Genomic DNA, 17,960 nt, shown 5'->3' on the forward strand with positions numbered 1-17,960 from the left:
CCCTCAAACGGGCCGAACACCGCGACTGGCCACCACCCGCTCCGGCCATCGTCACGATCGCCGGACCGGGCAGGACCTTAAATCACCGGCATTGGTCCTAGGCCACGACTGCCTTGGCGCGGTCGGCGGCGATGTGCACGGCGAGGCCGGCGAGGACGGTGCCCATCACGTAGCGCTGGATGCGCAGCCAGGCGGGGCGGCGGTTGAGGAAGGCGGCGATGCTGCCCGCGCTCATCGCGATCAGGCCGTTGACGGTGATCGCGATCGCGATCTGGGTCAGGCCCAGCAGCAGGCTCTGCAGGGCGACGTGGCCGCGCTCCGGTGCCACGAACTGGGGCAGCAGCGAGATGTACATGATCGCGATCTTGGGGTTGAGCAGGCAGGTCAGGAAGCCCATCGCGAAGAGGCGGCGCGGCGGGTCCGGCGGCAGCTCCTGCGGGGCGAAGACCGCCGTACCGCCCGGCTTGACCGCCTTCCAGGCCAGCCAGAGCAGGTAGCCGGCGCCGGCCAGCTTGATCGCGGTGTAGAGGGCGGGCACCACCGAGAACACCGCGGCCACCCCCGCCGTCACGGCGACGAGGTAGACCAGGAAGCCGGTCGCGACCCCGAGCAGCGAGATCAGCCCGGCGCGGCGGCCCTGCGCGATCGAGCGCGAGACCAGGTAGATCATGTTGGGTCCCGGCGACAGCACCATGCCCAGTGCCACGGCAGCGATGCCGAGCACGGCGTGGCCGTCCACGGCGAATGTCAACGCGTCCATGTGATCCAGGTGCAGGCGGTCCAGGTGGTCCATGCGAGGAGGCTAGGACGGGTGGACGGCTCAATGCAATGATGACTTTGCACTCGGTGCAATGATGGTCAGGGCATGAGGGGATCGACGCCGATGGACGACTACCGCCTGATCGCCGACCTGGTCGCCGCCGACATTGCGGGCGGACGGCTGCGGCCCGGCCAGCAGCTGCCCACCCAGCGCGCTTTCGCCCGCAGCCGGGGCATCGCCAACTCGACGGCGGGGCGGGTCTACCGGGAACTGGCCCGACGCGGCCTGACCGTCGGAGAGGTCGGGCGCGGGACCTTCGTCCGGGCCGGGCGCGGTGCGGACGGCGGCCTCGTCCCGCTCGCCGAGCCCACCGCCGCGCCCGTGGACCTGGAGCTCAACTACCCGGTCGTCCCCGGGCAGTCCGAACTGCTGGCGGGTGGACTGGCACCGCTGCTGCGCGCGGACGCGCTCGGGGAGGCTCTGCGGCCGATCGGCGCGGCCGGGACGGGCGCGGCGCGGCGGGCCTTCGCGGGTCTCCTGTCGACCGGTTCCCGGGAGTTCGACGCCGCGGACCTGCTGTTCGCGGGCAACGGGCGACAGGCCGTCGCAGGGGCGCTCTCCGCGCTGGTGCCGCCCGGGCAGCGGCTCGGGGTGGAGGCGCTGACCTATCCGGTGGTCAAGGCGGTGGCGGAACGGCTGGGCATCAGGCTGGTGCCGCTGGCGGTGGACGAGGACGGGCTGCTGCCGGACGCCGTTGCGGCCGCCCACCGGGCGGCGCCGCTGCGTGCCGTGTACCTGCAGCCCCGGCTGCAGAACCCGCTCGGAGTGAGCCTGCCGCGCGAGCGGGCGGTGGCGCTCGCGGAGGAGCTGCGACGGCTCGACCTGCCGGTGGTCGAGGACGCCATCTGGTCCTTCCTGCGACCCGAGCTGACACCCCTGGCCGCGCTGGCACCGGAGCGCACCGTCCTGGTGGACAGCCTCTCCAAGCGGCTGGCCCCCGGGCTGACCACCGGGTTCGCGGTCGTGCCGGCCGCGCTGCGCGATCCGGTGGCGGGCACGCTGCGGTCGGGCGGGTGGACGCCGAGCGGGTTCGCGCTGGAGGCCGCGGTGCGCTGGATCGGGGACGGCACGCTGGCCGTGGTCGAGGCGGCGAAGCGGGCCGACGCGGCGGCCCGGCAGCTGCTGGCGCGCGAGGTGCTGGCGGGGCAGCGGCTGCGGGCCGACCCGTGCTCGTACTACCTGTGGTGGGAGCTGCCGGGGGCGTGGCGGGCGGAGACCTTCGTCGCGGCGGCCGCACGGGCCGGGGTCTCGGTCACGCCCGCGACGGCGTTCGCGGTGGATCCGCGGCGCTCGCCGTCCGCCGTCCGGGTCGGGCTCGCGTCGCCGCCGTTGCCGGTGCTGGCGCGGGCGCTGGAGACGCTGGCGCGGATTGCGAACAGCTGACAGATGACAGCTGACGGATTTCGAAATCTGTCAGCTGTCATCTGTCGACTGCCGTCCGCCAGCTGTCCTCTGTGACCCCGCCCGGGGTCAGCTGCCCGAGCCGCTGTGGCTCCCCCGGGCTGCCGTGTCCGCCGCACCTCCGGCGCCGACGGCGCGCAGGCGGCTCGCGGCGGTGGCCGCGAGCTGGGGGGCGAGCCGGGCGACGTCCCGGGAGCCGACCACCGCGATCAGGCTCGGCAGCACCCAGCGGACCGGCTGCATGCCGCGCAGCCAGGCCTGGGCGTAGACGTGGGCGGACCGGCGGGCGATCCCCGCGACGATCCGGTCCACCGCGGGCTCCAGCGGGTACGTCTTGTTCGCCGGCCACGGCAGCCGGGACCGCATCTGCTTCAGCACGGTGTCCTCGTCGGCGCCGCGCACCATGTCGGTGTCGGTCCAGCTCAGGTATCCGACGCCGACCTTCACCCCCTGGTGGGCGACCTCGGCGCGGATCGAGTGGGCGAAGGCCTCCACCCCGGCCTTGCTGGCGCAGTACGCGCTCATCAGCGGCGCCGGCGTCAGCGCGGCGAGCGAGGCGATCTGCAGCAGGTAGCCGCGGCTCTCGGTGAGCGCCGGCAGGAAGGCCCGCGCGGTGGCGACGCTGCCGAGCAGGTTCACCTCGATGACCCGGCTGAAGGCCCGGTGGTCGCTGTCCGTCAGCGGTCCGCCGATGGCGATCCCGGCGTTGGCGACGACCGTGTCGATCCGCCCGTAGTGCTCCTTGATCCGGCGGGCGGTGTCGTCGAGCGCGTCGAGGTCGGTGACGTCCACCTCCCAGCTGGTCGCGTCGGGCCCGCACTGGGTGGCGACGGCCTTCAGCTCCTCCGGCTCGAGCCCCAGCAGGGCGACCTTGGCTCCGCGCCGGGCGAGCTTGCGGGCCAGCGACGCGCCGACCCCGCGGGCGGCCCCGGTGACGACGACGACCTGCGCGGACAACGGCGGGATGGCGTTCATGCGACGGCGGTCCTTTCGTCGGTGGAGTCGCTGGTGGACTCCACAGTGGAGTCCGCGGTGGCGAGGGCAAGGGCGGAGTGGGCGAGGGAGACGGCGGTGTCCCCGGCGGGTTCTGCAGTGGAGTCGGCGGCTGCGGCCGGGACGGGATCAGCGCCGGCGGGCGCGCCGACCAGGTGCTCGGCGGCCATCCGGTGGATCTCGGCGGCGACCTCCGACGGCCGCTCCAGCGGCGACATGTGCCCGACCCCGGGCAGCAGCAACAGCCCCTGCGGATCCTTGAGTTCGGCGACCATCCGGTGTGCGTGCACCGGCGGGGTCAGCCGGTCGTTGGTGCCGACCACCACCGCCGTGGGCGCGGTGAGCCGGGCCAGCCCCGCGTGGACGTCCAGCCGGTCGAGCACCGCGGCCCAGTTGGCGCGGACGGCGGTCGGGCAGGCGTGCACGATCCGGGCCGTCGCCTCGACCTGACCGGCGGGCGAACTCGGCCCCATGGTCGCGTACTTGAGCGCCACCCGGCTGAGCGGCGAGACCGGTCCGAGCGGCATCCGGGAGCGCAGCAGCTGCCGGTGCAGGAAGCGGCGCAGGCCCGGGGAGCGAACGCCCGGGGGCAGGACGGTGAGCTCGGCCACCAACTCGCTCGGCCCGGTGGAGATCAGGACGGCGGCGGCGGTGCGCTCGGCGACGTCGGGGCGGCCACCGGCGGCCATGATGGTCATTCCGCCCATGCTGTGCCCGGCCAGGACGGCCCGCTCCCCCGCCGGGACGGTCCGGGCGAGCACGGCGGACAGGTCCTCGGCGAGCGCCCGGGTCGAGTAGCGGGCCCGGCTCGGCGGGATCTCGCTGTGTCCGTGGCCGCGCTGGTCGTAGACCACCACCCGGTAGCGGTCGGAGAGTTCGCGGATCACCGGGGCCCAGAAGGCGGTCGAACAGGTCCAGCCGTGCGCCAGCACCACGGTGGGAGCGCCGGGTTGGCCGTGCACCTCGACGTGCAGCCGGATGCCGTCCGCCGAGCGGACGCTCAACTCCTCGACGGGAAGGGGTGGTTCGTACTCGGCAGGCAGATGGACGGAACTCACGCGGTGACCTCCTGGACGGTGCGGGCGGCAGTCGGCACCGCCCGCATGATCAGCTCGTATTCGCCGAGGTCCACCTTGCGGGTGGCGCGGCGGAACGAGGTGGTGGAGCCGGGCCAGAGCACCGTGTTCTTGCCGCTCGGGTCGAGGTACCAGCTGCGGCAGCCGCCGGTGGTCCAGACGGTGCGGTCCATCCGGTGCTGCAGTTCGAGGTTCCACTGCCGCTGGGCGCGCGCGGTCGGCTGCATGGCGGCGGCGCCGATCGAGCCGAGCGTGGTCAACGCGTCGATCATGTAGTTCAGTTGGGATTCGATCATGAGAATCATCGAGCTGTTGCCGAGGCCGGTGTTGGGCCCGATGACGAAGAAGAGGTTCGGGAAGCCGCGCACGGTCGAGCCGCGCAGCGCCTCCATGCCGTCCTTCCACTCCTCGGCCAGGCTGGTGCCGTCGACGCCGAACACCCGGTCCCCGATGGGCATGTCGGTGACGTGGAAGCCGGTGCCGAAGACGATGGCGTCCACCTCGTGCTCGCTGCCGTCGGCCGCGACCAGCGTGGAGCCGCGCAGTTCGCGCAGGCCGGAGGAGACGACCTCGGTGTTGGCCGCAGCGAGCGCCGGGTAGTAGGTGTTGCTGAGCAGGATGCGCTTGCAGCCGATCCGGTAGTCCGGGGTGAGCTTGGCGCGCAGCGCCGGGTCCTGGATGCCCTGGGCGATGTGGCGTTCGGCGAGCTGCTGGACCAGGCGCAGCATTCCGGGGCGGCGGACGAAGGCGTCGACCTGGAGCTCGCGGAGGGCGAACAGGGTGCCGCGGCGGATCGCCGCGGTGACCGGCAGGCGGCCGTGCAGCCACTTCTCCAGCTGGGTGATCTCGCGGTCGCGGCGCGGCAGGACCCAGGCCGGGGTGCGCTGGAAGACGGTCAGCTTGCCGACCTTGGGCTGGATCGACGGGATGATCTGGGCGGCGGAGGCGCCGGTGCCGACCATGGCGACGCGCTTGCCGGTCAGGTCGAAGTCGTGGTCCCAGCGCGAGGAGTGGAACACCTTGCCGGTGAAGCCGCTCAGCCCGGGCAGGTCGGGGATCTGCGGGTCGGCGAGCGGTCCGGCGGCGGAGACGACAGCGTCGGCGGTCCACTGACCGGCCGAGGTGGTGATCCGCCAGCGGGTCTCGTCGCTCTCCCAACGCGCCTCCAGCACCTCGGTGTTGAACCGCAGGTGGGGGCGGAGACCGAAGACGGTGGCGACCTTCTCCAGGTAGGCGCGGATGTCCGGCTGGCCGGAGAAGCTGCGCGGCCAGTCGGGGTTGGGGGCGAAGGAGAAGGAGTAGAGGTGCGAGGGCACGTCGCAGGCGCAGCCGGGGTAGCTGTTGTCGCGCCAGGTGCCGCCGACGGAGTCCGCGCGTTCCAGGACCACGAAGTCGGTGATCCCGGCGCGGCGCAGCCGGACCGCGGCGCCGAGGCCGCCGAAGCCGGAGCCGATCACCGCCACCCGGACGTGCGGTACGGCCTGGTCCGGCACCGCGGACGTCTCGGACGCGCCGGATCGGGGGCGCTTGCTGCTGGATGCCATGCGGCCTCCTCCTGAGGGTGGGGCGGTGATCGTCGCGCTCTCCGGGGGGCTTGCCCCGGAACCCTGCCAATCGCGCCAGTAATCACTGGCATGGTTGGCAGGGTAGCCCTTGCTGACACCGGATGGAAGAAGCGCGACAGCCCCGGTTCCGGGAGTCTTCCGGGTTCCGGGAGCTTCCCTTCCGCGTTCCGGGAGCCTTTCCGGCCGACGGACCTATGCTGATCGCCGTGGACAAGGTCAGAGCTGCTGCGGGCGACAGAAAACGCGAGTACCGGGTGGAGGAACTGGCCGAAGCGGCCGGCATCACCACCCGCACCCTGCGCTTCTACCGCGAGCGCAAACTGCTCCAACCGCCCCGCAAGGAGGGCCGGATCGCCTGGTACGGCGAGGAGCACCTGGCCCGGCTGCGGATGATCGGCGAACTGCTGGAACGCGGCCACACCCTCGGCGGCATCGTCGAACTGATCGGCGCCGGCGAGAGCGGCCGGGACGTCGCGGACCTCATCGGACTGGAGGCGGCGATCGTCGCACCCTGGTCGGACGAGGCCCCGGTACATCTGGACTGGGAGGAACTGAAGGCCGCCTTCGGAGACCAGCTCACCGAGGAGAACACCGCCGAATCGATCGCCCAGGGCTACATCACCGTCGAGGAGGACGGGATCACCCACGTCAGCCGCCGCCTGATGGACGCCACCACCGAGCTGGTGGCGGAGGGCGTGCCGCTCTCGGCGGTGCTGGACGCCAGCCGGCGCACCCGGGAACACGTGGACGCCATCGCCGAGATCTTCATCGAGGTCGTCAGCGAGCACCTGCTCAGCGCACTGTCCGCCGACACCCCGCTGCCACCCGGCGAGGCGGCCCGGCTCACCGAACGCATCCTGCGGGTGCGGCCACTCGCCCGGACCGTCGCCGACGCCCAGTTCGCCCTCGCCATGGACCGCCGGGTGCACGCCGAGTACGACGAACTGCTGCGCCAGCGACGGGAGAACGGCTCCGAGGCGTAGCGGGCCGCGGCGGTTCCGAGGTGCAGGCGGGCCGGCGCGGTTCCGAGGCGTACCCGGGCTGCTGTGCGGGCAGGGATTCCCGCGCCCTGCCCGTACGTCGGAGGTGCCGTCGATGCCCAGACCCCTCAGCCGCCGCGCCGTACTCGGCCTCGTCGCCGGGCTCCCCCCGGGCCTGACGCTCGCCGCCTGCACCTCCGACTCACCTGCCCCGGCAGCCGGTTCGTCCGGCAGCGGCGGCACCAGGACCGTCCGGCACGCACGCGGCGAGAGCACCGTACCGGCGCGGGCGGCTCGGGTGGTGGCGCTGGACACCGACGCCCTGGACTCGGTGGTCACCCTCGGTCTCGTCCCGGTCGGCGCCACCACCGTCAGCGCCGGCGCACCCTTCCCGACCTACCTCCCCGCTGACCGGCTGACCGGGACGAAGGCCGTCGGCGCCATCGGCCAGCCCAGCCTGGAGGCGATCGCGGCGCTGCGGCCGGACCTGATCCTGAGCAACCAGGTCCGCGACGACAAGCGGTACGACGAGCTGTCCAAGATCGCACCGACCGTGCTCTCCAAGACCACCGGACCGACCTGGAAGGAGAACGCCCGGCTGCACGCGGAGGCGCTGGGCCGCCAGGCCGAGGCCGAGGCTGCGGACACCGCGTACCGGACGAAGCTGCGGGACCTGGTCACCGCACTCGGCGGACCGGCCAAGGCCGCCGCCACCCGGGTCGAGATGGCCCGCTTCCTGGCGGGCGCGCCGACCAGGCTGTACCTCAACGACACCTTCGTCGGCTCACTGTTCAAGGACCTCGGGCTCGGTCGACCCGCCAACCAGGACAAGCCCGGCTTCTCGATCGAGATCAGCCCGGAGCAGGTCGACCAGGCGGCGGCCGACGTCATCTTCTACTCGGTGTACGGGGACGCGGACAAGTCCGACGTGGGCAGGGTCACCGCGGGCGCGCTGTGGAAGAACCTGGATGCCGTCCGGAACGGCCGGGTGTTCCAGGTGGTCGACAGCCTGTGGATGCTCGGCATCGGCTACACCGGCGCGGGGCTGATCCTGGACGGGATCCGCGCGGGCCTCACCCAGGGCTCGGCGAACAGGTGACGGCGGACAGGCGACAGATAACAGACAACAGCTGACAGCGGACAGATGTTGAAATCTGTCCGCTGTCAGCTGTCATCCCGCCGCCCCTCCGCCCCCGGCCGTACCGCGACGGCCGCAGGTTCTGGGGGCCACGGCGGCCTGCCGGCCCTGCTAGCCCTCGTCGTCGGTCGCTCCCGGCGCCAGGGCCGGCGACGGGAAGACCCGGCGCGCCTCGCCGCCCGACCACCAGACGCCGATCGCGAAGACGGCCGTCGCCTCCAGCAGTCCGGCCCGGTCGAGCCCGCCGCAGTGCACCGGCAGGCAGCCCATGGAAGCCACCAGGTCGGCGACCAGCGCGGCGGCCACCGGGTCGTCCGCGCAGTACGGGACGCCGAGCGGGGTGCCGCCCTCGAAAGCGGGCCGCGGCAGGGTCCAGATGCTCTCGTGGCAGATGCCGAACACCTTGGCCACCCGGGCCGCCGGAGCCGTCGAGGCGAGCCGCGCGGCGATGGAGTCGGCGGTTCCCGTCGTGGTCAGGTGCGGGCCGTCCGCGCCCGGGGCCATCGGCACGGTGCAGTCCAGGAGGGTCCGCCCGGCCAGTTCGGCCGCCAGCGGGGCGACCACCGCCACCGCCGCCGCGGCCGGTACCGCGACCAGTACGGCCTCCCCGAACCTCGCTGCCTGCGCCGGGTCGCCGCCGTCCACCGCGCCCATCGCTGCAGCCAGTTGCTTCGCCGCCTCCGGGTCGCGGCCGCCCACCAGTACCTCGTGCCCGGCCCGCACCCAGGCCCCACCGAGGGCCGCCGCCATGGCGCCCGTCCCCAGAATGCCGATCCGCATGTCCACTCCTCGCCATCGGTGCCCGACCGCAGTCGGTGCGAACTTCCGTACCCGGCACGCTAGGCGGCCCGATGCACACCGCCCGGTACGCATCGGTTCGGGCAGGATGGCCGCATGGACACCACGAGCCGCAGCGGCGAGATCGAGAAGGGGGACGGCGAGGAGGCCGACGACCTGGGCGGCGGCGCCTTCGCGGCCGACTGCCGCGCCCGGCTGGCCTTCGAGGTGATCGCCAACCGCTGGGACAGCGTTGTCGTCTACGTCCTCGGCGAGCGGGGACCGATGCGCCCGCGGGCGCTGCTCGACCGGATCGGCGGGATCAGCCCGAAGGTCCTCAACGAGGCGCTACGGCGACTGGAGTACAACGGCCTGGTGGAGCACCGCCGTTACGCCGAGGCCCCGCCACGGGTCGACTACGCCCTCACCGAGGCGGGCGCGGCCCTGCTCGGCCCGATCCGCGCACTCGGCTCCTGGGCCGTCGAGCACGGCGACGCCGTCCTCGCCGCGCAGGAGCTGCACGACATCGGCCGGTCCTGACGTGTCGTCAAACGACAAGAAGCGGCGGGGGCGACGGTGGTCCGCACCCCGTCGCCCCCGCCGCCCTTGGCCCTTCCGGCCGGCACCCACGGCCCGGCAGGGCCTCGGTTTCGCCCGAGTCAGGTCAACCCGACTCGATCAGTCCGACCCGGTCGCCCCACCTCAGTTGACGTTGACCGCCGTCCAGGTGGCGGCGACGGCGTTGTACTCCGTGCTGCCCGCGCCGTACAGGTCGGTCGCCGCGCTGAGGGTGGCCGCACGGGCCGCCGCGTAGTCGGTGGTGGACGTGAAGTACGTGGTCAGCGCCTTGTACCAGATCTGCGCGGCCTTGTCCCGGCCGATGCCGGCGAGCGTCGAGTTGTCGTACGTCGGGCTGTTGTAGTTGAACCCGTTGATGCTCTTCGCGCCGCTGCCCTCGGACAGCAGGTAGAAGAAGTGGTTGGCCACGCCGGACGAGTAATGGACGTCCAGGTTGCCGACGTTGGCGTCCCAGTAGTCGGCGGACTGGCCGTCCCTGCTCGGCTGGTCCATGTAGCGCAGCGGGCTGCCGTCGCCGTTCAGGTTGATCAGTTCGCCGACCCAGTAGTTCGGGGGGTTGGAGGTCAGGTTGGCGTAGAACTCGACCATCGTGCCCATGATGTCGGAGGTGGCCTCGTTGAGGCCGCCGGACTCGCCCGCGTAGTTGAGGTTGGCGGTCGCGGCGGTCACGCCGTGGGTCATCTCGTGGCCGGCCACGTCGAGTTCGGTGAGCGGGGCGGCGTCGCCGCTGCCGTCGCCGTACGACATGCAGAAGCAGTCGTCGCTCCAGAACGCGTTGACGTAGTTGGAGCCGTAGTGCACCCGACTGAGGGCGCCGACGCCGTCGTTGCGGATGCCGTTGCGGCTGAAGGTGTTCTTGTAGAAGTCCCAGGTGGTGGCGGCGCCGAACTGGGCGTCCACGGCGGCGGATTCGCGGTTGGCGGCGGTACCGTCACCGAAGGTGTCGGTGGTGTTGGCGAACAGCGAGCCGCTGCCCGAGGTGCCGTTACTCATGTCGGTGGTGGACTGGCCGCCACGGGTGCCGTCCTTGAGCTGGTACTGCCCGCCGCTCTCCGCGGTGGTCAGCGCGACCTGGCCGACGAAGACGCCCTTGCCGGTGCCGGCGGCGGTCTGCACCTTCTCGTGGGTGGACAGCACCTGGCCGCTCGCCGCGTCGGTGACCAGGACCTGGCTGCTCGGGGTGCCGTCGGCGCGCACGCCTTCGACGGTGGTGCGGTAGGCGAGGCGGGGGTTGCCGTCGGTGGCCCAGACCACCAGTTGGGCCTTGCCGGTCTGGTGGACGTCGGCCAGCGGCGACTGGTCGGCGTCGAGGGTCGCCCCGACGGTGGCCTTGACCGCGCCGGTGGCCTGTGCGGCGGCCTGGTCGGCCGGGACCTTCGGGGTGACGCTCGGCAGGTCGATCCGCGCGGAGACCGCCTTGGAGACCGACTTCACGGCACCGTCGGCCTTCTGGTGGACGACCAGGTCGCCGCCGATCACCGGCAGGCCGGCGTAGGTGCGCTCGAAGCGCAGGTGACGGGTGCCGTCCTTGTCCACCACGGCGTCCTTGGCGACCAGTTGCTCCTTGTCGCCGAGGCCGAGCGCCTTGGCGAGCGGGCCGGCCTGGCCGCTCGCCACCGCGAGCACGGTCGCGTGCTGCTGGGCGGCCTGGGCCTGCGGCGAGGGCGAGGAGGCGGGGGCGGCCTGGGCGGCGGTGCTCACCTGGATCACACCGGTCAGCAGGGCGGTGGCCGAGAGTACGGCGACAGCCGCGAGCTTTCGCTTCACGTGGGAGTCCTTCCGGGAAACCGCGTCTGGGCGCGGTCACGCCACGTCCCGGGGGGCCGGGTCGGCACCTGTGGGGCGGAACGGGCGCTGACGTGCTGAAATCCCGTGCAGTCGAGCGGCTCGCCACCAAGGGTGGGGGTGGGGGCTACCGCTGGGGATGACCACAAGCATGACAATCCAACAGATGAAATGACAGGTCTGCCTCAAGGATTGGCCAGGTCCCGCCACGGGGTAAAGGGTGTTCAAGTGGCAGGCGAATCGGGGCGATTCACCGCATCCTGCGATTCGTTTCCACTCGAACCATGTCCGACCGCCTGCGCGGCAGCCCTTCGCCCGCCGAACGGCCGTCCGGCGGGCGGATTCGATCGACCTGCGATCGACTTTTACATCTGTGTAGAACTTTCCACACGGTCCCTTGACACCCGGGTGGCGAGGGTCCGCCACCCCGCACCCTTGTCCGCGCGCCTGACGACTGCTAGGACTCCTCGGACGCCTTCACTGGAGCCGCCACTCCTGGGCCGTATTGCCGGGGGTACAGGTCACCATGGTGACCGCGTTGCCCGGACCGTTGTTGGTCATGCAGACCGAGTTCATGTAGTCGGCCAGCGTGTACGAGCCCGCGGTGGAGCCGTTGCGGACGGTCCAGTTGGTGAGGTAGCTGAACCCGTTGCTCAACGCGACCTTCCCGTCCGTGGTCTGGACGAGCTGCGGGCCGCCGTTGTTGCAGGCGTTGAAGAGGATCCACGAGCCGGGGTTGGTCGACCGCACCCAGCCGTACTGCGCGGCACCGCCGAGCACGATCGGGTTGTCGCCGTTCAGGTTGTCGTCGCGCATCCCGATCGAACGGCCGTCCTTGACGCTGACGATGGTGCTCCAGCTGTTGCCGCCGCAGGACGGGGGCCGGCTCGGGCTCTGCGGGGCCGCGGTGGTGCCGCCGCCCGTGGTCTGGGCCGGCGGCTGCGGGTTCTGGTTGGCAGGCGGGGCGGGCGGGTTGGCACCGCCGCCGGGCTGGTTCGCCTGGCCGCCACCGGACCCGTTGCCGGACGTGCCACCGGACCCGTTGCCACCGGCCACGTTGCCGGAGGTACCACCGCCTGAGGCCGTGCCCGCACCGCCGGCCCGGCTGCCGCCCGAGGCGCCGCCGGCGTTTCCGGCCTGGCCCGGAACCGGGACGGGGGCCTGCTGCTGGTTCGGGGTGCCGGGCGCCGGCTGGTCGGGGGTCGGGGTGGCCGCCGGGGTGTCGGTCGGCGGCGGGGTGGCGGGCCCGGTGGTGGTCGCGGCGGCCGGGCTGCCGGTGACCGGGTTCGCGGAGACGGTGACCACGACCGTCGGCTGGGCGGCGGGCGGCACGGCCGCACCGGAGTCGCCGGGGCTGCGGTCGACCAACAGGGCGGTGGCGGTGCCCATCGAGATGACGACGGGGATGATCACGGGCACCAGCAGGGCGCGCCGGGACCGGCGCTTGCCGGGCTCGGTCTGCGCCTGCGACTGCACCTTCGCGACCTCGTCCGGCGAAGGGGTGTCACGCATGGCGGGAGCGACCACGGCGCCGGCCTTCGCCGACCCGCCCTTGGCCGGGTCGCCCTTGTCCGACGCGCCCTTGGCCGGGTCGCCCTTGTCCGACGCGCCCTTGCCCGGCTCGCCCTCGGCCGACGCGCCCGCGGGCGTCTCTCGCTCGGCTCGTTCCTTGGGTGCCGCCTCGGCTTCTCGCTTGGCCTCCCCCTCTGCCGCCGAGCCGGTGCCGGGCCGGAGGGCGATCGTCCGGCTGTCGCCCGTGGCGCTCCCGGATCCGACGCCGCCGAGCGCCGCGCGGGCCGCGGCCGCCATCGCGGCGGCGTCCGCGAACCGCTCCTCGGGCTTCTTGGCCAACGCCCTGGCGACCAGCACCCGGACCGCCGCAGGGAAGGCCTCCGGCAGCTCCGGCACCGGCTGGTTGACGTGCTTGAGCGCGATCTGCAGCGGCCCGTCACCGGAGTACGGCGGCTTGCCCACCAGCAGTTCGTAGCAGACCACGCCGATCGAGTAGAGGTCGGTGGCCGGCCCGAGGGACAATCCCTCGGCCTGCTCCGGGGACATGTAGAGCGCGGTGCCGATGATCGCGAACGGGGCGGTGAGCTTGGTGCTGGCGATCGCCCGGGCGATGCCGAAGTCGGTGACGGCCACCCGGCCGTCGGTACGCACCATCAGGTTGGACGGCTTGATGTCCCGGTGCACGATGTCCCGCCGGTGCGCGGCGTGCAGCGCGTCCAGGGCGCCGGCCACCAGGCCGAGGGCGCGCTTCACGGTCATCGGGCCGGTGTCCTCGAGCACCTGGTCCAGCGGACGGCCGTCGATCAGCTCCATGACGATGTAGGCGCAGCGCTCGTCACCGTCCGCACCGCTCTCGCCGTAGTCGTGGACGTGCACGACGCCGGGGTGGTCGATCGCGGCGACCAGCTGGGCCTCCCGGCGGAAGCGCTGGGCGGCGGTGCCGTCCTCGAACAGCTCCGAGCGGAGGATCTTGACCGCCACCTGTCGCGCCAGCACGGTGTCCTCGGCCCGCCAGACCGAGCCCATCGCGCCGCCGCCGATCTTCTCGACCAGCCTGTACCGCCCGCCGAGCACGGTGCCCGCCCCGCTCATGCCCCTGTCCCCCCGTGTGTCGTGACCCTCCCCGACGGGTCGTCGGCACACAGTGTGCCAGAGCGTGTCGTGTCCTCAGCCGCTCGGATGTGCAAAGGAATTGAGCACAACTGCCAGAGCCTTGTCAGACCTTCCGGATGTATCGGGCGTGGTCGGACACCTCCAGCGCGGCCGCGATGACCGCCCTGGGCCGGTCGGCGTGGACGGCATGACCGGCGCCGCGCACCACGATGTGCGTTCCCCTGATGGCACCGGACGCGATCTGCGACTGCAGGGCGGTCCACCGGGAGCGCAGCACCCCGGGCAGCCCCTCGGTCGCGCTCAGCACGGCCACCGGCACCTCGGGCAGCCGCGCCGTGGAGCGGCGGCGCCGGATCTCGGGGGCGGCGACGGTCGTCAGCCGGTTCTCGGCGAGGACGGTCCACCGCTGGTGGTGGTGCGCGACCACGGCCGCCTCGGCCCGGGCGATCGGATCCGCCGCTCCGGGCGAGGAGGGCGCCAGCGCCGCACGGAGCAGCCACATCCGGTTCAGCGCGGCTTCGGCGACGCGGATGGCCGGCGGCTGGAACTCCTCGTGCGCCGGGTCCACCAGGACCAGCCCGGCCACCAGCTCCGGCCGCTGCCAGGCGAGGAGTTGGGCCAGCTGGCCGCCCCAGCTGTGGCCGACCAGGACCGCCGGCCCTGCGTCCAGGTGCCGCACCAGGGCGGCGAGGTCCTCGAGCTGACCGTCCAGGGTCGGAGCTGCGGCCCGGGCCACGGCCAGGCCGGTGGCGCGCCCTGTGGCGCCACCTGTCGCACCGCCTGTCGCGCGGCCTGTCGCGCGGTGGGGCTCGCTGGCGCCGAGTCCGGCCCGGTCGTACGCCACCACCCGCCCGTGCCGGGCGAGTTCGGGCAGGACGGGCGTCCAGGTGAGCGACGGGGTGCCGCAGCCTGCGATCAGGACCACCGGCGCGCCGCCGCCCTGCCCGGCCTCGACCCAGCGCAACGCCCTTCCGCCGCAGTCGAGTTCGCCCGGCCGCACCCCGCCGGGCGTGCACTCGGCGAATGCCCGCGCGATGGTGTCCTGGACGCTCCGCAGGCCCGGCCCGCTCTGCGTCCCCCGCTTGCCTTGCATGATGTGCACGTACGGCCCCCTGGATCCGTCGCTCGGTCCCGTTCCCCCGATGCCCGCGGTCGTTACCCCGATGCCCAGCGCGACGCGACCCGACTCCTCGTCAGGCACCCGACGTTGCCCGCCGGTCCGCTCCGACGCCCGAACTCCGTCGGTCCGGGCAATGAACCGGAGGCCAACAGATCGGGCGCGGACCGTGCCGGCGGGGCCGGACGCGGCCGGGGCGGGCAGGCGAGCCGGCGGGCAGGTCGGCGGAAACCGGACATGGGCGGACCCGCGGACGGGCCTCAGGCCGGCAGGACGCGCTTCAGCAGGCCGAGCAGCGCCTCCCAGTGCCGTTCGTCGGCGGCCGCGTCGTAGCGGATGGTGTCGGCCTGGGTGTATCCGTGCAGGGCGCCGGTGTACACCTCGGCCCGGTACCGGACGCCGGCGGCGGTGAGGGCCTCGGCGAGCCGGTCGATCTGCTCGGGCGGCAGCGACTCGTCCTGGCCGGCGTGGCCGAAGTACAGCTCGGCGGTGATCCGGTGGGCGCCCAGGTGCGGGCTGTCAGGGCGCTCGGTGGCGAGGTTGCCGCCGTGGAAGCCGGCCGCCACAGCGATCCGGTCCGGGTGGCTGGCGGCGGTGCGCAGGGCGAGGAGGGCGCCGCGGCAGTAGCCGGTGAGGCCGACCGGGCCGTCCTGGACCAGCGGGGACTCGGCGAACCAGCGCAGGTAGGCGTCCGCGTCGCGCTCGGTCACGTCGGGGGTGAGGGTGGCGAGCAGCGGGATGAGCCGGTCGAAGAGCGCGTCGTCGCGCTCCGGGTCGATGAACTCGGGCAGTTCGACGACCGGCGCGCGGCCGTTCCGGTAGTAGGCGTTGGGGACGAGCACGGTGTACCCGGCCGCGGCCAGGCGGTCGGCCGTGCTCTTCAGATGCGGCCGGAGCCCGAAGGCGTCCATGTAGAGGAGGACGCCCGGGTGGGCCCGATCGTCGTCGGGGTGGGCGAGGTAGGCGTCGGCAGTGCCGTCCGCCGTCCGGATGTTCACGAGGGTTCCGCGCACGGTCATGGTGAGGGCGCTCCTTCCGTTCGTGCGGCAGCGTAACCGGTCGGCGCGGCACCCGATCCGAACGGGCCTTCGGGGAACGCCCCTGCCCCGGTGCGGCGTTGAGCGGACATGGGGTTGATCGTGGGTGTGGTGGCGGCAGTGGCGGCAGTGCTGGGACTGGCCGTGCTGGCGGCGTGGCAGATCCGGGACGAGGCGTCACCGCGTCAGCGGCAGCGCGGGCCCGGGGTGGGCTTCGGCGTCGGCGGGATGGACGAGTTGCACGCGCTGTTCAGCCCGGGAAAGCGGATACAGGTCGAGCAGAAGAAGGAGCAACTGGCGCTGCGGGACGACGCGCAGGCCGGATCACCGCCGCACTTCGGCGTGGACCTGGACCGGGGCGTGGCGGTGCTGCCCGGCGGGACCGGAGACCCTGCGCCCGGCCCGGCGCCGCGCGACGGGAGCTGAACGGGCCCGACCGGTCAACTCCCCCAGGTGCGGGAGCAGAGCACCAGCCGGTAGCCGTCCGGGTCGGCTATCGTCACGCCGAACTCGTCCCAGTACGGGTTGTGGGCCTTGACCCGGGTGCCGCCGGCCGCCTCCAGCCGGGCGACCAGGGCCTCGTCCACCGGCGTGCCGAGGTAGACGACGAACAGGTCGTCCGGCGTCGGGGTGGGCTCCAGCGGCCGCTCCGGGTCGTGGGTGAGTTCGAAGTGCCAGGAGCCGCCGGGCGGGCCGACCATGAGCAGGTCGTGCTCGCCGGACACCCGCTCGGTGGTGCGCCACAGCACGTCGAGACCGAGGCCGCCGACATGGAAGCGCTCGGCCGCCGCGAGGTCGCGCGAGGGGCGGGCGATCCGGACCCGCATGGTGGAATCGATCATGCGGGTGACCATAGCCGATGCCACTGACAACGAACCCCGGTGCGCCGCACGGTTGCGGACGGTCCGTCAGGGCCGCCAGGGATACGGCCGGGCCGTCAGAGCCGTTGCAGCCGTTCCTCGTCGGTGGTGCGCGGGCAGGTCAGGCAGGCGACGGCCTCGGGCTTGACCGCGTAGTAGAGGCAGCAGCCGAGCCGGGTGCGGGTGTGGTGGGCCCGCCCGTCGGGGGTGCGCAGGCGGCGGAAGTCGGCGGCGCCCGGGAGCGGCTGGGTGCCGCCGGGCAGGACGGCCTCGGCGGCGGCGACGGCGGCGTCCTCCGCAGCGGCTTCCTTCGAGGCAGTGTCCTTCGAGGCGGCGCTGTCCGCCTCGCCGAGCATCCGGCCGAGGTACCAGATGGCGGAGGCCAGATCGTCCGTCACCATGCCCCAGAGCGCCCGGTCGCGGCGCCGGGTGGGCCCGGCGAGCGCCGCGAGCACCGGCTCGACGTGCGCGACCACGGCGGCCCGCAGTTCGGCACGGAGCTCGTCGTCGCCAGGGAGGGTCACGTGACCGCGTGGACGCAGCGCGAGCGCGCCGGTGGGGGCGTGCAGCCAGAGGTCGGCGGGGTCGACGACGGGGACCCGCCGGGCGAGGTGCCAGGGGCCGGCGACGATCAGGCAGGTCGACCAGACGTAGTGGTGCAGCAGCCGGGAGGCGGTGACGTGCGGTCGCGGGGCGCGGCCGTGCTCGGCGGCGATGCGGTCCTCCTCGCCGGCCAGGACGGCGGCCAGCGCCCGTTCGTCGGTGGCGAGTTCGGCTCCGGAGTACCAGCCGTCGGCGGCGCGCGGGGCGGGCTCGGCAGCGTCGAGCAGGCGCAGCTCCAGCACCGGGCACAGCTCCAGCAGCCGCCGGTAGTCGCCGACGAGCGCGGTGGACGCCGCGAGCGGCAGGGCGCCGCGAGGCACGACGGGCAGGGGTGTTCCGGGAACCATCGACACTCCCGAGATCGATTCCGTATGATCGATTAAGGTGAGGCTCACCTTACAATGCCTCATGTCGCTCGGCGACCACGCAGGACCTCGCCGATCGACACATTGATCCGGCACGCCGGATCGGTCGGGGGGCAGTCGGGGGGTCAATCGGGACCGGTCGGGGGCAAACGAACCCCGCCTTGACGAACTTAGGTAAACCTAACCTAAGATATCGCCTCGTGCTGAGAACCGAACCGTCGGCCTCCACAGCCCCGGCG

At 73.1% G+C, this 17,960-nt stretch carries 16 protein-coding genes; 5 read left to right on the top strand and 11 right to left on the bottom strand.

The genetic code is table 11. The features are described 5' to 3' along the window. Nucleotides 1-97: 97 nt before the first annotated feature. Nucleotides 98-760, bottom strand: a complete 663-nt coding sequence (locus ACZ52J_RS20720) for a LysE family translocator (RefSeq protein WP_465620877.1) — start codon at nucleotides 758-760, stop codon at nucleotides 98-100. Nucleotides 761-883: 123 nt separating this feature from the next. On the opposite strand from ACZ52J_RS20720, the gene ACZ52J_RS20725 reads away from it, so the two are divergent. After that, nucleotides 884-2,203 (top strand): aminotransferase-like domain-containing protein, encoded by a 1,320-nt coding sequence (locus tag ACZ52J_RS20725; RefSeq protein ID WP_465620879.1) that lies wholly within the window; start codon nucleotides 884-886, stop codon nucleotides 2,201-2,203. 87 nt (nucleotides 2,204-2,290) lie between these two features. Here ACZ52J_RS20725 and ACZ52J_RS20730 read toward each other — a convergent pair whose 3' ends face one another. Genes ACZ52J_RS20730 through ACZ52J_RS20740 form a run of 3 tightly spaced genes read right to left on the bottom strand, consistent with a single transcriptional unit; the run spans nucleotide 2,291 to nucleotide 5,834 of the window. Beyond that, nucleotides 2,291-3,196, bottom strand: a complete 906-nt coding sequence (locus ACZ52J_RS20730) for an SDR family oxidoreductase (protein WP_465620616.1) — start codon at nucleotides 3,194-3,196, stop codon at nucleotides 2,291-2,293. Further along, nucleotides 3,193-4,272, bottom strand: coding sequence for an alpha/beta fold hydrolase (locus tag ACZ52J_RS20735; RefSeq protein WP_465620618.1), 1,080 nt, complete (start codon nucleotides 4,270-4,272; stop codon nucleotides 3,193-3,195). The genes ACZ52J_RS20730 and ACZ52J_RS20735 overlap by 4 nt, the downstream gene beginning before the upstream one ends. Further along, on the bottom strand, nucleotides 4,269-5,834 hold the full coding sequence (locus tag ACZ52J_RS20740; RefSeq protein WP_465620619.1) for a flavin-containing monooxygenase: 1,566 nt from the start codon (nucleotides 5,832-5,834) through the stop codon (nucleotides 4,269-4,271). The genes ACZ52J_RS20735 and ACZ52J_RS20740 overlap by 4 nt, the downstream gene beginning before the upstream one ends. A gap of 227 nt (nucleotides 5,835-6,061) precedes the next feature. Here ACZ52J_RS20740 and ACZ52J_RS20745 point away from each other — a divergent pair, with 227 nt between their 5' ends. Next, nucleotides 6,062-6,838 (top strand): MerR family transcriptional regulator, encoded by a 777-nt coding sequence (locus ACZ52J_RS20745; protein WP_465620621.1) that lies wholly within the window; start codon nucleotides 6,062-6,064, stop codon nucleotides 6,836-6,838. Between the two features lie 112 nt (nucleotides 6,839-6,950). Next, nucleotides 6,951-7,934 (top strand): ABC transporter substrate-binding protein, encoded by a 984-nt coding sequence (locus ACZ52J_RS20750; protein ID WP_465620622.1) that lies wholly within the window; start codon nucleotides 6,951-6,953, stop codon nucleotides 7,932-7,934. A 150-nt stretch (nucleotides 7,935-8,084) separates the two neighbouring features. On the opposite strand, the gene ACZ52J_RS20755 is transcribed toward ACZ52J_RS20750, so the two are convergent. Further along, nucleotides 8,085-8,753 (bottom strand): NADPH-dependent F420 reductase, encoded by a 669-nt coding sequence (locus tag ACZ52J_RS20755; RefSeq protein ID WP_465620624.1) that lies wholly within the window; start codon nucleotides 8,751-8,753, stop codon nucleotides 8,085-8,087. A 114-nt stretch (nucleotides 8,754-8,867) separates the two neighbouring features. Between ACZ52J_RS20755 and ACZ52J_RS20760 the strand changes: the two genes are divergently transcribed. Next, nucleotides 8,868-9,290, top strand: a complete 423-nt coding sequence (locus ACZ52J_RS20760; protein WP_465620625.1) for a winged helix-turn-helix transcriptional regulator — start codon at nucleotides 8,868-8,870, stop codon at nucleotides 9,288-9,290. A 162-nt stretch (nucleotides 9,291-9,452) separates the two neighbouring features. On the opposite strand, the gene ACZ52J_RS20765 is transcribed toward ACZ52J_RS20760, so the two are convergent. From ACZ52J_RS20765 to ACZ52J_RS20780, 4 genes are all read right to left on the bottom strand, one after another. Then, entirely contained in the window at nucleotides 9,453-11,096 is a 1,644-nt protein-coding gene (locus tag ACZ52J_RS20765) for a M4 family metallopeptidase (protein WP_465620627.1), read from the bottom strand. 495 nt (nucleotides 11,097-11,591) lie between these two features. Then, nucleotides 11,592-13,718: a protein kinase domain-containing protein gene (locus tag ACZ52J_RS20770; protein WP_465620629.1), complete on the bottom strand. Its 2,127-nt coding sequence runs from the start codon at nucleotides 13,716-13,718 to the stop codon at nucleotides 11,592-11,594. A 124-nt stretch (nucleotides 13,719-13,842) separates the two neighbouring features. Next, on the bottom strand, nucleotides 13,843-14,832 hold the full coding sequence (locus ACZ52J_RS20775; protein WP_465620881.1) for an alpha/beta fold hydrolase: 990 nt from the start codon (nucleotides 14,830-14,832) through the stop codon (nucleotides 13,843-13,845). Nucleotides 14,833-15,116: 284 nt separating this feature from the next. After that, nucleotides 15,117-15,875 (bottom strand): dienelactone hydrolase family protein, encoded by a 759-nt coding sequence (locus tag ACZ52J_RS20780; RefSeq protein WP_465620631.1) that lies wholly within the window; start codon nucleotides 15,873-15,875, stop codon nucleotides 15,117-15,119. A gap of 108 nt (nucleotides 15,876-15,983) precedes the next feature. On the opposite strand from ACZ52J_RS20780, the gene ACZ52J_RS20785 reads away from it, so the two are divergent. Next, nucleotides 15,984-16,319: a DUF6191 domain-containing protein gene (locus ACZ52J_RS20785; RefSeq protein WP_465620633.1), complete on the top strand. Its 336-nt coding sequence runs from the start codon at nucleotides 15,984-15,986 to the stop codon at nucleotides 16,317-16,319. A gap of 14 nt (nucleotides 16,320-16,333) precedes the next feature. Here the strand turns inward: ACZ52J_RS20785 and ACZ52J_RS20790 are convergent, their stop codons facing one another. Beyond that, entirely contained in the window at nucleotides 16,334-16,735 is a 402-nt protein-coding gene (locus ACZ52J_RS20790; RefSeq protein ID WP_360490120.1) for a VOC family protein, read from the bottom strand. A 95-nt stretch (nucleotides 16,736-16,830) separates the two neighbouring features. Then, the gene (locus ACZ52J_RS20795; protein ID WP_465620635.1) at nucleotides 16,831-17,703 is read right to left on the bottom strand and encodes a (2Fe-2S)-binding protein; all 873 of its coding nucleotides are present in this window, start codon (nucleotides 17,701-17,703) and stop codon (nucleotides 16,831-16,833) included. Nucleotides 17,704-17,960: the final 257 nt, after the last annotated feature.

The organism is Kitasatospora sp. NPDC034035 (genome assembly GCF_055575755.1).